This window comes from Nitrospinota bacterium, assembly GCA_016235255.1.
In the GTDB taxonomy this organism is placed as follows: Bacteria; Nitrospinota_A; UBA7883; order UBA7883; family JACRLM01; genus JACRLM01.
The window spans coordinates 1-14,120 of record JACRLM010000063.1 but is presented as its reverse complement, the minus strand read 5'-3'; the positions used below and the strand labels follow the sequence as shown (position 1 = coordinate 14,120).

Sequence of the window (14,120 nt, the reverse complement as noted above, 5' to 3'; positions counted from 1 at the left end):
GTTTTTACGATGGGCGAATCGGCCAGGCTTTTCGAAAAGGCGAAAAAACTCATCCCCGGCGGGGTCAACAGCCCTGTGAGGGCGTTCCGCGCCGTTGGAGGCAATCCCCTGTTCATAAATAAAGCGGCGGGATCGAAGATATACGACGCGGACGGCAAGGAATATGTCGATTACGTCGGCTCCTGGGGGCCGATGATAGCCGGCCACGCCCATCCGAGGGTGAACGCGGCCATCGCCGCGGCGCTGGCGGACGGGACGAGCTTCGGCGCGCCGACGGAGCGTGAAATAACTCTCGCTGAAATGGTGATCGCCGCCATGCCGTCGGTGGATATGGTGCGCATGGTAAATTCCGGCACCGAGGCCACGTTAAGCGCCATCCGCGCCGCGCGGGGCTTTACCGGGCGGGACATCATCGTCAAGTTCGACGGCTGCTATCACGGCCATGGCGACTCGCTTTTGACCCAGGCCGGCTCCGGGGTGGAGACTTTGGGATTGCCCGATTCGCCGGGTGTGCCCAAGGCGCTGGCGCAGCTTACCAAATCGCTTCCGTTCAACGATCTTGATTCGCTGGAGAAAGCTTTCAAGGCGGACGGTGACAAAATCGCGTGCGTGATAATAGAGCCTGTGGTGGGGAACATGGGAGTGCTCGTCCCCAAGCCTGGTTACCTTCAAGGAGTGCGGGAGCTTTGCTCCAAATACGGCGCCGTTCTGATATTCGACGAGGTGATGACCGGCTTTCGCGTGGCGCTCGGGGGCGCGCAGGAACGCTATAAAATAACTCCGGACATGACCACCATGGGCAAGGTGATTGGCGGCGGCCTGCCTGTGGGGGCCTATGGCGGCAAACGGGAGATAATGGAGAAGATCGCCCCAGCCGGGCCGATTTACCAGGCGGGAACCCTTTCGGGCAATCCGCTGGCGATGGCCGCCGGAATCGAGACACTGAAGATATTGAATGAACCGGGCGTTTACGAAAAACTGGAGTCCCTTTCAAACGAACTTTGCTCCGGGCTTGAAAGCCTGGCCAAAAAAGCGGGGGTGAAGGCTGTGTTCAACCGGGTGGGCTCCATGTTCTCCATGTTCTTCACGGACGCCCCGGAAGTTTACGATTACAAAAGCGCCAAGACCTGCGACACGGCGAAGTTCGGCCGTTATTTCGCGAAGATGCTCGAATCAGGTGTGTACCTGGCGCCGTCGCAATTTGAGGCGGGCTTCATGTCGCTGGCCCACACCAAAGAGGACATCGCCAAAACGCTGGACGCGGCGGAACGGGCCTTTAAGACTTTATAGGGAAGGTTTCTTTCCTGCGGCGCCGGAGAGCTTTTCCACCGCCCGCGCCACGCGCAGGAGCAGCGGCTCGGCGAAAAATCCGCCGAATACCTGCAGGCCCACAGGCAGCCCGGCGGGGGTAAATCCGCACGGGACGGATATCCCCGGAATGCCGGCCAGGTTGCAGTTGATGGTAAAAATGTCGGAAAGGTACATCTGGAGTGGATCGTCCGCCTTCTCCCCTATTCCAAAGGCCGCCGTTGGGGCGGTGGGCGCCACTATCACAGACACTTCCCTGAATGCGTTCATAAAATCGTCCTTGATCAGTGTGCGGACTTTTTGGGCCTTCAGATAATACGCGTCGTAATAGCCGGACGAAAGGGCATATGTCCCCAACATGATGCGCCGCTTGACCTCCGGGCCAAATCCTTCCGCCCGCGTTTTCTTGTACATGCCGGCAAGGCCCGCGGAACTTTCCGCCCTGTAACCGTATTTCACCCCGTCGTAACGGGCAAGGTTGGACGACGCTTCCGCCGGAGCCAGCACATAGTATGCGGGCACGCCGTACTTGGTGTGGGGGAGGGACACTTCTTTAACGGCCGCCCCCGCCTGCTCCAACGCCTTTATGGCGGAGCGGACCGATTGTTCCACGGCGGGATCCATGCCTTCGACGAAATATTCCTTCGGCACCCCGATGGTGAGCCCCTTTACGCCGTCATCGAGCCCCGCGGTGTGATCCGGAACGGGGGCGTTGGCGCTGGTGGAGTCCATATCGTCGTGCCCGGCGATTGCGTTCATCATCATCGCGCAGTCGCGCACGTCCTTTGTCATCGGCCCTATCTGGTCGAGCGACGAGGCGAAGGCCACCAGCCCGAACCGCGAGACCCTTCCATAGGTCGGCTTAAGGCCCACTATCCCGCAAAGCGACGCCGGCTGGCGGATGGAGCCCCCCGTGTCCGACCCGAGCGAGGCGGCGCAAAGATCGGCCGACACCGCCGCCGCCGATCCCCCGGACGAGCCGCCCGGTATTTTGGAAATGTCCCACGGGTTCTTCGTCGCGCCAAAATGGCTGTTCTCCGTGGACGATCCCATGGCAAACTCGTCCATGTTCGTCTTGCCCAATATCACCGCGCCGGCCTGCTTTAGTTTTTTTATCACGAACGCGTCGTATGGCGGGATGAAGTTCTCCAGCATTTTTGACGAGCAGGTGGTGCGAAGCCCTTTGGTCGCCATCACGTCCTTGATGCCCAGCGGAACGCCAAGCAACGGCCCGCGTCCGCCCTTGGCCCGCCGCGCATCCGCTTCGGCGGCCTGCTTCATGGCTCCCTCGGCGTCCACCGTGACGTATGAGTTGAGCGTTTTATCATGGGCGGCTATCCGGCCCAGGTAAGCTTTTGTCGCCTGCTCGCTTGTGACCTCGCCTTTTTCCAGCAAGGCGGAAAGCTCGTGAAGCGTAAGGGCGCAGATGTCTGTCATGTTATGTCAGTCCAGCACTTTGGGGACGCGGAAATGGCCGTGATCGGCGGACGGGGCGTTGGAGTCCCAAACGCCATCGCCGAAGGGGCGGCCGTGCGCGTCATCCCTGAACACGTTGGTGATGTCCAGCGCGTGGGACGTGGGCGCGGTTTTGGATGTGTCCAGTTCGTTAAGTTGGCCGATATAGTCCAGAATGAACGACAACTGGCCGCCAAACCTCTCTTCATCCGCCTCGGCAAGCTCCATCCGGGCCAGGTTGGCCACGTGGCGCACCTCGTCTTTAGACAAAGCCATTTAGCTTACCTCTTGTGGGTGGCCTTTTTGCTTCTCCAGCGCCTTTTGAGCTTCTTTCTTCTTGTCGGGCTAGCCATTTTTCATCTCCATGTTAAAACAAAGTAATATAACCTATTTTCGGCCGATAGCAAAGTCAATCGCGCGCATTTCAGCGGCGGCGCAGGCCATTTGCTTTAAATAGCGCCACGCCACGTGTGTCATAATTGAATCATGGACGGACAGTTTCTTCCCACATCCCTCAAAGAGGCAAACGCACGCGGATGGGACCGCCTTGATGTGATCCTGGTCACCGGCGACGCTTATGTGGACCACCCTTCCTTTGGCGCGGCGGTGGTGGGACGCTATCTGGAGTCGCTGGGGCTCAAGGTGGGCGTTATCCCGGCGCCGGACCCGGCCCGGCCGGACGATTTTAAGAAACTCGGCGAGCCGGCATTGTTCTTCGGTGTCACTTCCGGCAACCTGGATTCGATGATGATGCGCCAGACGGCGCTTAAAAAGCCCCGGTCCGACGACGCTTACGCGGAAGGTGGAATGGCCGGACTTCGCCCGCCGCGCGCCGTGATCGCATATTGCAACAAGATACGCCAGGCATTCGCCAACGCAAAAATAGTGATCGGCGGGCTGGAAGCGTCTTTACGCCGGTTCGCCCATTACGACTACTGGGACGACAGGCCGCGCCGTTCCGTTTTGCAGGACTCCAAGGCGGACATCCTTGTGTATGGCATGGCGGAGAGTCCGCTTAAAGAGATTGTGGAAGCCATGCGCGCGGGCGCCGGAATCAAGGATATAAAGGACATCCGCGGGACGGCGGTGATGATTTCCGCCGAGGAGCGCAAGGAACTTGGGGAAGGGGCCGTCACTATCCCGGCGTTCGAGGAGGTAAACGAGGACAAGTCCAAATATGCCCGCGCCGCTAAAATGATCCATCTTAACCAGAATCCGGGATGCGCCCAGACACTGGCGCAGAAACACGGCGCCAGGTATGTGAAGGTCAATCCGCCCGCGCTCCCTCTGTCCACCGATGAGCTGGACGCGGTGTACGCGTTGCCGTTCATGCGGGCGCCGCACCCTTGCCATAAAAAGCCCATCCCGGCCTTCGAGATGATACGGTTCTCCGTCACCGCCATGAGGGGATGTTTTGGCGGGTGTTCGTTCTGCGCGCTCACCGTCCATCAGGGGCGGGCGATCCAGAGCCGTTCCGAAGGGTCCATCGTGGCGGAGGTGGAAAAAATGACGCACATGAAAGGGTTCACCGGATACGTGTCGGACATCGGCGGGCCCACCGCCAACATGTACAGGCTTAGGTGCCGGGAGCCTGAGGTGGAGCGGGTGTGCAAGCGGATTTCCTGCGTGCATCCCGACGTGTGCAAACGATTGGGATTGGACCACGGGCCGCAGATCGAAATGCTAAGGAAGGCCCGCTCTGTCAAGGGGGTAAAGAAAGTGTTCGTCTCCTCGGGCGTGCGGTACGACCTTGCGAACCTTTCGCCGGAATATATAAAGGAACTTGCGGGCCATCACGTATCCGGCCAGTTGAAGGTGGCGCCGGAACATTGCGACCCGGACGCTTTGGCCCTCATGCGGAAGCCCTCCATTGAAACGTTCGACAGGTTCAAAAGCAGGTTCATGGATGAGTCGGCGAAGGCCAGGCTGGAACAATATATCATCCCCTATTTCATCTCCGCCCATCCCGGCTGCGGGCTTTCTGAGGCGGTGGAGATGGCGCTATACCTTAAAAAGAACGGAATCAGGCCACGGCAGGTGCAGGACTTCATTCCGGCCCCCATGACCCTTGCGGCGGACATGTACTATACCGGGACTGATCCTATGACGGGCCGCGAAGTAAAGGTGGCCAAGGGAGGCCGGGAGCGGGCCTTGCAACGTGCCTTGATGCAGTATTTCAAGCCGGAAAACGCCGACGCGGTCCGCGAGGCGTTAAGGGCGGCGGGCAGGGAGGACCTGATCGGCCACGGCCACGGCAAGCTGATCGGTTATGGCAGTCCGGGAGGCGCCGGGCGGAAAGTGTCCAAAACCGGAAAAGGATGGAAAGGGCGTAAATGAGCGCGGAATTTACTGAGCTTTTTACGGGCAGGCTTGAAGGGATATTAAGCGAAGAGGGTTATATTTCACTGGCCGAATCGCTGGAAGGGGATTGGACCGCTGTCAATTTCACGCAAGGCTTGGTGGAGGCGATTGACGCTGGCAAGGCGGCGGAGTTGCTGCGGGGACTCCACGCCGAAGTGAAGGCGCGCCGGATGATCAACATCGCGTACCCGTACACATACGTCCATACGCCCGAATCCCCCCGCATGATAAAAACTTATGACCCGTCCAGCTGTGGCGGGGGATGCTCCGCAACGGCGTCGCCGGATCCATGGTGGGTACTGTCACGCGTCAAGCCTTCCGCCGGGGAGATTGAATCGCTGAAAAAAAAGAAGCCGGAGGAGCGCAAAGGTTTATTGACAAGGATGTTGGGCGCCTGACGGCGTCCGATTCCCGGCTATAGTTCCCCTGCGGCCTGCGGCCGTGGATCATATCCCCGCGCTATCACTCTTTTTGCTCGCCATACCGCGTTATGGCTTTCATGAACGGCTGCAGAAAGTCCATCGGCAGGGGGATTATGGTGTTCGTTGAATGTTCCGCCGACATTTCGCGGATCGTCTGCAGATAGCGCAACGTGAGGGCCGCAGGATGCTTCGTGATTATCTCCGCCGCGTCCGCCAGCTTCTGGGCGGCCTGGAATTCACCGTCTGAATTGATCACCTTGGCGCGCCGTTCCCTTTCCGCTTCCGCCTGCTTGGCCATGGCCCGCTGCATTTCCACCGGCAGGTCCACATGCTTGACCTCCACGTTGGCCACCTTTATCCCCCACGGATCCGTCCGCTTGTCCAGGATGATCTGTATTTCGTGGTTTATCTTGTCCCGGCTGGCCAGAAGTTCGTCCAGTTCCACCTGGCCAAGGATGGAGCGTAGAGTGGTCTGCGCCAATTGCCCGGTGGCGTGATAAAAGTCCTCTACGTGGATCACCGCCTTGTCCGGCTCCATCACGCGGAAATAGACCACGGCGTTGACCTTGACCGAAACGTTGTCCCTGGTGATGATGTCCTGCGGGGGCACGTCCATGGTGACAAGGCGAAGGGACATTTTCGCCATTTTGTCTATCACCGGCCAAACGACGATCAGCCCGGGGCCTTTGACCTTGTAATACCGCCCAAGGCGGAATATGACGCCGCGCTCGTATTCATTGAGTATGCGGAACGACGAAATCACAAGGACCAGGAAAACGACCGACACAGTCAAGAAACCTGACATGATGACCTCCCTTTAATTGACCACGTTCCGCCGATGGCGGCGTTCACACACATTATATCCCGCCGGAGCGTCCGGCGGCCGTCACGCGGCTCCGGCCCCCTTGCGCACGTCCAGCGTCTTGCGGACCACTTCGGCAAGTTCCCGGGTGAGCACGGGTTTGTTGACCACCTCGCTGACCTTCAGGGCCGCGGCCCGCTCCACGCTGACATTGGCGCTTACTCCCGTGAGGATTATCGCCGGTGTCTCCACTCCCATTTCCCTTATGCGTTCAAGCATCATCTCGCCGTTCATTTCCGGCATGGCGTGGTCGGTGATGATAAGGTCGAACTCATCGCCGCCACGCTTGAGCAATTCCAGCGCTTCGGCCGGGCTTGTGACCGCCTCCACGGTGTACCCTATCATGGTGAGCGCCCTTTTAAGGAACTTGGCCACCGACTCCTCGTCGTCCACCACCAAAAGCCTCTCTTGGCCCCCTCTGGCGCGTTCGCCGCCGATGATCGTTTCCTCAGTCTCCGCTTTCTCCTCCACGCGCGGCAGGAACACCTTGAACTCGGAGCCTTTTCCGAACTCGCTTTCCACTATAATGGCGCCGTCCATGCCGGTGACGATGCCGTGGACGATGGCCAGCCCCAGCCCGGTCCCCTCCCCCACCGCCTTGGTGGTGAAAAAAGGCTCGAATATGCGGTCCAGGTCATCTTTTTTTATCCCATGGCCGGTGTCCGCGACAGTAATGAGGATATATGAGCCGGGTTTTATGTAATCGCCCCCCGGCGTGTTGAAATCTTCCGAAAGCTCGGTCCGCCGCACCCCCACGCTAAGCGTTCCGCCGCCTGTCTTCATCGCATGGCTTGCGTTTGTGAGCAGGTTCATTATCACCTGGTTTAGCTGGGTGGGATCGGCCATTATCACCCCCGAGGCGCTGTCTATGTTCTCCGCTATTTTTATCGGCGGCGCGACGTACGCCTTGAACAGCTTGAGCGCCTCTTTCACCGCAATGTAAAGGCTAAGCGGCTTTTTCTCCCGTTCGCCCTTCCTGCTGAAGATAAGAATCTGGTTCACCAGTTCCCTGGCCCTTTTCCCGGCCTTTAGCACTTCGAGCAGGTCTTCCCTGGCCGGCGAGCCGGGCTTGACGTCCTCCATGGCCATTTCCGTGTAGCCGATTATGGAGGAAAGTATGTTGTTAAAATCATGGGCTATGCCCCCTGCCAGCGATCCTATCGCCTCCATTTTCTGTGAACGGCGGATCCGCTTTTCAAGCTCCACTTCCCTGGATATGTCCCTTTTGACCGCGACGAAATTCACGATCCTGCCGCTGTGGTCGAACAAGGGGGAGATGACCGCCTCGTCTTCGTAAAGCTCTCCGTTCTTTTTCTTGTTGATGATGCGCCCCTTCCACACCTTGCCAGCCGTTATGGCGCTCCACAGGTCCCGGTAGAACTTGTCTTCGTGTTTGCCGCTTTTTAATATCCTCGGATTCCTGCCCAAAGCCTCGTTTTTCGTGTATCCGGTGATCCTCTCGAAAGCGGGATTTACGTATTGGATGGCTCCGGCCGTGTCCGTGATGACAATCGTCTCCGCCGCCTGGTTGACCGCCATCGCAAGGCGGTTCATTTCACTTTCGGCCTTGGCGCGTTCCGAAATGTCCTGTATGGCGCCAGTGACTTTTTCCGCCGAACCTTCGGATTCCGCGGCGACTTCGGCCTTGTGGCGGACCACGCGCTCCGTCTTGTCCGGGAGTAAAAGCCTGTACTCTATCTCCAGGGTCTTTCCCCGGCTCGCAAGCTCCATGAACGATTTGCGGACGAATTCCGCATCCAGTGGATGGACACACGAGATGTATCCCTCAAAGCCTTTTTTCAGGATTTCCTCGGTCCGCCCCGCCAGCCGCAGGGCTCCTTTGGACAAGAACAGCCCCCCGCTTTTCACGTCCCATTCCCATACGCCGAAGTCGGCGGCGATCTGGGCGTTTTCCATGCTTTCATGGCTTTTTACCAGTTCCCTTTCAAAATTCTCGATTTCGAAAAGGTGGCGCATCATCGGGCGGTAGAAAAGGAAATAAAGGGCCGGAAGCATCGTGGAGGTGAGCAACGTGGAGTCTATCATGGCCTCCAGCATCCCGGTCACTTTCGGGATGAAATGAAGGATCAGCATCACCAGCGCTTCGCACAGGAATATGAGCATGGCGGTGATCAGCGTCAGCCGGACGGGAGTGACGCGCCTTTTATAGACCTTGGCCAGCTCTTCTTTTTCGCGGGTCTTGTCCACGCCGGAATTATCGTCTTTCATGGTCCACCGTCACCGGACCGCCGCCTCAAGGACATAATGGTCCTTGTATATTCCATGTTCCTTGAGAATGGCGAAACCTCCGTCCGTCATCAGCTTTATGGCGCTCTCCACGGAGCGCCGATGGTCCACAGGCGGCCCCCATCCTGTGTCCCGGGCGTGCCAGTCCACCGCGAAAAGCCTGCCGCCGGGCTTTAAGACCCGCCGTATCTCTGCGTGGAAAACCTCCGGAGACTCTATTTCATGGAACAGCGTCACATGAAAGGCCAGGCTGCAACAGCCGCTTTCAACAGGCATGGCCGTGGCGTTCCCGGTTTTCAGGACCACATTCCCCATCACCCCGTCCCGTATTTTGGAGCGGAACACATCGAGCAGATCTTCGGAAATGTCCACTCCATAATAGTTTTTAACGCGCGGCGCCACGGACTGGGCGAAAAATCCGGTCCCGCAACCGATGTCGAGCGCAACATCTTCGCCTGTCAATCCCATGATATCCGCCAGCTTTTCAGGGTCCATTTTCGCCCGCCGCTCGGGCGATTCAAGCTTCATCCAGCTTTTGGGATCGAACACGTGCGCGCCGTGGCCGCCGCCATTGTCATGCATATTGACCAGAATGTGATGTTATGGAACGAAAAAGCATCCTCCACGACTTTTAATTGTACCGCTTAAGTCATATACTATCCAGCGTGACTTTTCGGAGTGTGCAGGATGCTTTTGCTTATAGACAATTATGACTCGTTCACCTACAACCTGGCCCAATATCTCATCGAACTGGGCGAGGAGGTGAACGTTTCGCGAAACGACGCGCTTTCAATCGGCCAGATAGAGGCGATGGCGCCTTCGCGGATCGTCATATCCCCCGGGCCCAAGACCCCCAACGAGGCGGGGATATCCATGGAAGTTATCAAGGAGTTCGGGGGTAAACTTCCCATCCTGGGGGTATGCCTTGGGCACCAGTCCATGGCGGCGGCGTTTGGCGGGCGCATCATCAAGGCCAAGACCCTGATGCACGGCAAGACCAGCCAGATACATCACGACGGCGAGGGGATATACAAAGGGATAAAGAACCCGTTCACCGCCACCCGTTACCATTCGCTGGTGGCGGAGGAGGCCAGCCTGCCGTCCGTGTTCAAGATAACCGCCCGGTCGGAGGACGGGGAGATCATGGGGATACGCCACAAGACCGCCCCGATGGAGGGGGTGCAGTTCCATCCCGAGTCCATCATGACGGAAGTGGGGAAGGATTTATTGAGGAATTTCCTCTCTTTTTAGGGCGGGACAGCCGCATTTTGATTATTATTACCTGGACAATATCGGAAGAAAATTGAAATGACCATAAAGGACGCCATCGCAAAAGTAATCGAACGCAACGGCCTTACGGAAAACGAAATGGCCGCGGTCATGGGACAGATCATGACCGGGGGGGCTTCGGACGCGCAAATCGCCTCGCTGCTGACCGCCCTTCGGATGAAAGGGGAGACGGTGGAGGAAATCGCCGGCGCGGCCCGGGTGATGCGGGAGAAAGCGCTGAAGGTCAACGCAGGCTCCGGAATTGTGGTGGACACCTGCGGCACAGGCGGCGACGGGGCGCACACTTTCAACATCTCCACCACTGCCGCCTTCGTGGCGGCTGGAGCGGGATTGACCGTTGCAAAGCACGGAAACAGGGCCATATCGTCCAGATCCGGCTCGGCGGACGTATTGAAGGCGCTGGGGGTGAACGTGGAGGCCGAGCAGGCCAAAGTGGAGAAGTGCCTGGCGCAAGTCGGCATCGGTTTTCTTTTCGCCCCGCTGATGCACAGCGCAATGAAATACGTGATGCCGGCCCGCAGGGACATCGGCGTGCGCACCATATTCAACCTGCTGGGGCCTTTGACGAACCCTGCGGGGGCCAAAAACCAGGTGATCGGTGTATATGACCGCAAACTGGTGGAGCCGATAGCCCTCGTGCTTTCCAAGCTTGGGGCGGTCCATGTTTTCGTGGTCCACGGCCACGACGGGCTGGACGAAATAACCGTCACCACCGCCACCGACGTGGCCATGCTAAAAGATGGCCGCGTGAAGACATTCACCGTCACCCCGGAGCAGTTCGGCATGCCGATCCACCACCCGGATTCCATCAAGGGGGGGGACGCGGAGCATAACGCCAGGATCACCCGCGACGTGCTCGCCGGCCAGAAGGGGGCGCACCGGGACATCACCATACTCAACGCGGCGGCGGTGATTTGCGCCGGGGGGCTGTCAAAATTCATCGATGACGCCATTGCGTTGGCCGAAAAATCGATAGATTCCGGGGCCGCCGCGGGAAAGCTGGATGCGCTCGTGAAGGTGTGCGGAGCATGACGCCTGATCAGGCGGAGCGGCGCTTAAAGCTCCTTTCGCAAGCCAGGCGGATAGTTGTGAAGATCGGCAGCGGAGTGCTTACCGGCGGGGGATATACCACGGTGGACGACGCCGTGATTGAGGAGATCGCCCGGCAGGTGGCGGATATTTCCAAAGGCGGGCGCAAGGTGGCGGTGGTGACCTCCGGCGCCGTGGCCATAGGGGCCAAAATGCTCAACGTGCCTCGCCACGGCCTTTCCATCCCGGTCAAGCAGGCCGCCGCCGCGCTGGGGCAGGGGAGCCTTATCGCGCTGTGGGCGCGCCATCTGGCGGCGCACGGGGTGAAGGCGGGGCAGGCGCTTTTGACCCATGACGATCTTTCGGACAGGAAGCGTTTCATAAACTCCCGCAACACCATGAACGCCATGTTCGACCTGGGGGTTGTCCCGGTAATAAACGAGAATGACACCGTGGCGGTGGACGAGATAAAGTTCGGCGACAATGACACGCTTTCAGCCCGCGTCACAAACCTTGTGGAGGCGGACCTTCTGGCGGTGCTGTCCGACGTGGACGGTCTATACCAGGCCGACCCGCGCAAGGACAAGAACGCGGCCAGGATAGATTTCGTGGAAGAGGTGGACGAATCCATCCTCTCAGTCGCCGGTGATTCGTCGTCACGGACAGGGTTAGGAGGGATGGCCTCCAAGGTGCGCGCCGCGGCGGAAGCGGCCCGGTTCGGGACCCCCACTATCATATTGCCGGGGACAGTCACAGGCTCCCTGCTTGCGGCGTTGGCCGGGAAGCCGGTGGGGACGTTCTTTTCCCCCCATGAAGACAGGCTCGACAGCAAGCGGCACTGGATAGAGTTCACCCTCAAGTCATCCGGGGAAATCCATGTGGACGCCGGGGCGAAGGAGGCGATCCTGAAAAAAGGGCGCAGCCTGCTGGCGTCCGGCATAACGAAAGTGGCGGGGGATTTCGATGCGGGCGAGGCGGTGAACATTTTTGGGCCGGACGGCGAAAAGTTCGCCAAAGGGCTTGTTAATTACCCGTCGAGAGAGATTGAGAGGATAAAGGGTGCGCGCTCGAACCAGATAGAAAATTTATTGGGCTATAAAGCGTACGACGAAATAATCCATAGGGATGACATGGCTTTTTGCGGTTAAACCTGCGCAATATAATCAAACCCTGATTATTTCCGGAAAAAACGCTGACTTTTCCAAAAGAAGGTGGTCATGCTGGCGGACACTGAAACAGTAATGCACCTGCTTGTCATATCAGAGGCGCTTCTTGCGATAGCGCTGGCTGGCCTGGCCATGTTTCTTTTTCGCCTGTCACGGGAAAAGGATGAAGAATTCATGGGAATGCTGATCTCCCTGTCGTCCTTGATCGAACTTAAAGACGGCTACACCGAGGGGCATTGCGCCCGTGTGCGGGGCGCCTCAAGCCAAATAGGCGCTTGGCTGGAACTTTCAAGAAGCGGGCTAAACGATCTCGCCGCCGCCGGAGCTCTTCACGACATAGGCAAAGTCGGCGTGCCGGACAGCGTTTTGAAAAAGCCGGGCAAACTTGATGAAAACGAGTTTGCCCTTATAAAGGCGCATCCCGCTCTCGGGGCGGACGCCCTTAAATCCATCAGGGGATTGAAAAAGGCGGCAACCATCATCCGCCATCACCATGAGGCGTACGGCGGCGGAGGTTATCCAGACGGTTTGGCTGGCGAGGCCATACCTATAGGCGCACGGATTATTTCGGTAATTGACGCGTATGACGCGATGACTTCAGACCGCGCTTACCGCAAGGCGCTCACCCCCGAGCGGGCGCGTCAAATACTGGTTGAAAACAGCGGCAAGCAGTTTGATCCGAGCATCGTGGACCTGTTCTTAAGATATGAAGCCGGGATGGGATCTCAAATGCTCGATCCGGTGTGCGGCATGCCCGGCGTCAGGAAGATATACGCCATCACAGGAAAGAAAACATTTCATTTTTGTTCGGAGGCGTGCAAAAACGCTTTTTTGCAAGACCCGGAAAAATACGGCAGGAGCATAGCCTGGGAATAAACCTGGAATGCATTTTATGAAGCGCGCAGGAAAGGATGTTTTTACCTTGGGTCATTTCCGGCGCGCCACAAGCTGCGGCGTTTAGTCTTTATGAGCGTGATGCGGATGCGTCAAGCCGTCGAAATTTATGTCCAACTGGAAAGTCAGGGTCGGCTTGATGTCGCTGTTATTATAAATATCGTAGCCGACGATAAAGCTGGTCGAAGGCAATATATAATAACAGAAGCCCAGCGTTAGCGCTCCGTATCCGCTTTTGCCGCCCATGTAGTCGGCCGCAACCCACCACTTGTCGTTGATTGCCTTGTCCCACGAGGCCAGAACGCCGGAGTTATCCTTTTTCCCCTCTCCGTCGAGCAGCAGTTTGTCATTGCCGGAAAAACCTCCCACGCTAAGACGTCCCAACTCGCCGAATGTCCTGGCCACAAGACCGTATACGATGTTGTAATCATTTACGCCGTCTTTGTTCCCCATGTCGTACGCGCCGACGGCAATGGCGGGCGAAATATCTCCAAACGCCCCTTCGGCCAGTCCAAGCTTGGCGTTCCAGTACCAGGGGTTTTCGCTGTCGCCGGAAACATCACGGTAATCAACGCCCACCTCGATTCCAATTTTATCGGAAATGCCGGGAGGCGAAATGCCCACTGTCAGGCCGTAGTTTATCGTGTTGAACCCCTTGCCGCCGTTCGGGATGGATTTTTCGCCGAGAGTATTGTAAGTGTCAACTCCAAAATGCGGGACAAGAAATCCCTGGATATCGGTGGATGGTATCCAGATTTGAGTGGAAGGCGTTGCGTCAGCTGCTCCGGAGAATCCAAGCACAAAAATGACCGTCAATACTCCAAGAATCTTTTTCATTGCCTGACCCGAATAGTTGTTAATATCGATTTGTTATTCAAAGATGTACCATAACATAAACTGCCGAATCGCTTGAGATCAAAGGAAAACTATTATTTGTGAAATGCGCGGGAAAGTGTCCTAAACTTAGTTGAAACGAAGGTATGACCTCACCTGCTACCATGTTTTTGAACGAAAACAACGGAAAGCAAGGAGGTCACATGAAAAGAGTAAACGGTAACGGGAAAACTGGCAAGGGAAGAATGGATT

General features: G+C 57.7%; 13 protein-coding genes. 7 read left to right on the top strand and 6 right to left on the bottom strand.

The window, feature by feature from the left end; translation table 11 throughout:
• The first annotated feature begins 9 nt into the window (after window positions 1-9).
• Complete coding sequence (gene hemL / locus HZB29_07910) at window positions 10-1,290, top strand: glutamate-1-semialdehyde 2,1-aminomutase (protein MBI5815522.1); 1,281 nt, start codon at window positions 10-12, stop codon at window positions 1,288-1,290.
• On the opposite strand, the gene gatA is transcribed toward hemL, so the two are convergent.
• Both gatA and gatC read right to left on the bottom strand, forming a co-directional pair.
• Complete coding sequence (gene gatA / locus HZB29_07905) at window positions 1,285-2,745, bottom strand: Asp-tRNA(Asn)/Glu-tRNA(Gln) amidotransferase subunit GatA (protein MBI5815521.1); 1,461 nt, start codon at window positions 2,743-2,745, stop codon at window positions 1,285-1,287. The genes hemL and gatA overlap by 6 nt on opposite strands.
• A 6-nt stretch (window positions 2,746-2,751) precedes the next feature.
• On the bottom strand, window positions 2,752-3,039 hold the full coding sequence (gene gatC, locus HZB29_07900) for an Asp-tRNA(Asn)/Glu-tRNA(Gln) amidotransferase subunit GatC (protein MBI5815520.1): 288 nt from the start codon (window positions 3,037-3,039) through the stop codon (window positions 2,752-2,754).
• 210 nt (window positions 3,040-3,249) lie between these two features.
• Here gatC and HZB29_07895 point away from each other — a divergent pair, with 210 nt between their 5' ends.
• Window positions 3,250-5,100 (top strand): YgiQ family radical SAM protein, encoded by a 1,851-nt coding sequence (locus tag HZB29_07895; protein MBI5815519.1) that lies wholly within the window; start codon window positions 3,250-3,252, stop codon window positions 5,098-5,100.
• Window positions 5,097-5,522: a hypothetical protein gene (locus HZB29_07890; GenBank protein ID MBI5815518.1), complete on the top strand. Its 426-nt coding sequence runs from the start codon at window positions 5,097-5,099 to the stop codon at window positions 5,520-5,522. Before HZB29_07895 ends, HZB29_07890 begins: the two co-directional genes overlap by 4 nt.
• Before the next feature lie 64 nt (window positions 5,523-5,586).
• On the opposite strand, the gene HZB29_07885 is transcribed toward HZB29_07890, so the two are convergent.
• The 3 genes from HZB29_07885 to HZB29_07875 form a co-directional block, all read right to left on the bottom strand.
• Entirely contained in the window at window positions 5,587-6,351 is a 765-nt protein-coding gene (locus HZB29_07885) for a slipin family protein (GenBank protein ID MBI5815517.1), read from the bottom strand.
• Window positions 6,352-6,432: 81 nt separating this feature from the next.
• Complete coding sequence (locus HZB29_07880) at window positions 6,433-8,637, bottom strand: PAS domain S-box protein (GenBank protein MBI5815516.1); 2,205 nt, start codon at window positions 8,635-8,637, stop codon at window positions 6,433-6,435.
• Between the two features lie 9 nt (window positions 8,638-8,646).
• Window positions 8,647-9,237: a class I SAM-dependent methyltransferase gene (locus tag HZB29_07875; GenBank protein ID MBI5815515.1), complete on the bottom strand. Its 591-nt coding sequence runs from the start codon at window positions 9,235-9,237 to the stop codon at window positions 8,647-8,649.
• Window positions 9,238-9,342: 105 nt separating this feature from the next.
• On the opposite strand from HZB29_07875, the gene HZB29_07870 reads away from it, so the two are divergent.
• From HZB29_07870 to HZB29_07855, 4 genes are all read left to right on the top strand, one after another.
• Window positions 9,343-9,906 (top strand): aminodeoxychorismate/anthranilate synthase component II, encoded by a 564-nt coding sequence (locus HZB29_07870; protein ID MBI5815514.1) that lies wholly within the window; start codon window positions 9,343-9,345, stop codon window positions 9,904-9,906.
• A gap of 57 nt (window positions 9,907-9,963) precedes the next feature.
• Window positions 9,964-10,977: an anthranilate phosphoribosyltransferase gene (trpD, locus tag HZB29_07865; protein MBI5815513.1), complete on the top strand. Its 1,014-nt coding sequence runs from the start codon at window positions 9,964-9,966 to the stop codon at window positions 10,975-10,977.
• Entirely contained in the window at window positions 10,974-12,122 is a 1,149-nt protein-coding gene (gene proB, locus HZB29_07860; protein MBI5815512.1) for a glutamate 5-kinase, read from the top strand. The genes trpD and proB overlap by 4 nt, the downstream gene beginning before the upstream one ends.
• Before the next feature lie 69 nt (window positions 12,123-12,191).
• On the top strand, window positions 12,192-13,016 hold the full coding sequence (locus HZB29_07855; GenBank protein MBI5815511.1) for an HD domain-containing protein: 825 nt from the start codon (window positions 12,192-12,194) through the stop codon (window positions 13,014-13,016).
• 81 nt (window positions 13,017-13,097) lie between these two features.
• Here the strand turns inward: HZB29_07855 and HZB29_07850 are convergent, their stop codons facing one another.
• A complete protein-coding gene (locus HZB29_07850) occupies window positions 13,098-13,871 on the bottom strand; it encodes a hypothetical protein (GenBank protein ID MBI5815510.1) in 774 nt (257 codons plus the stop codon).
• Between the last annotated feature and the right edge of the window lie 249 nt (window positions 13,872-14,120).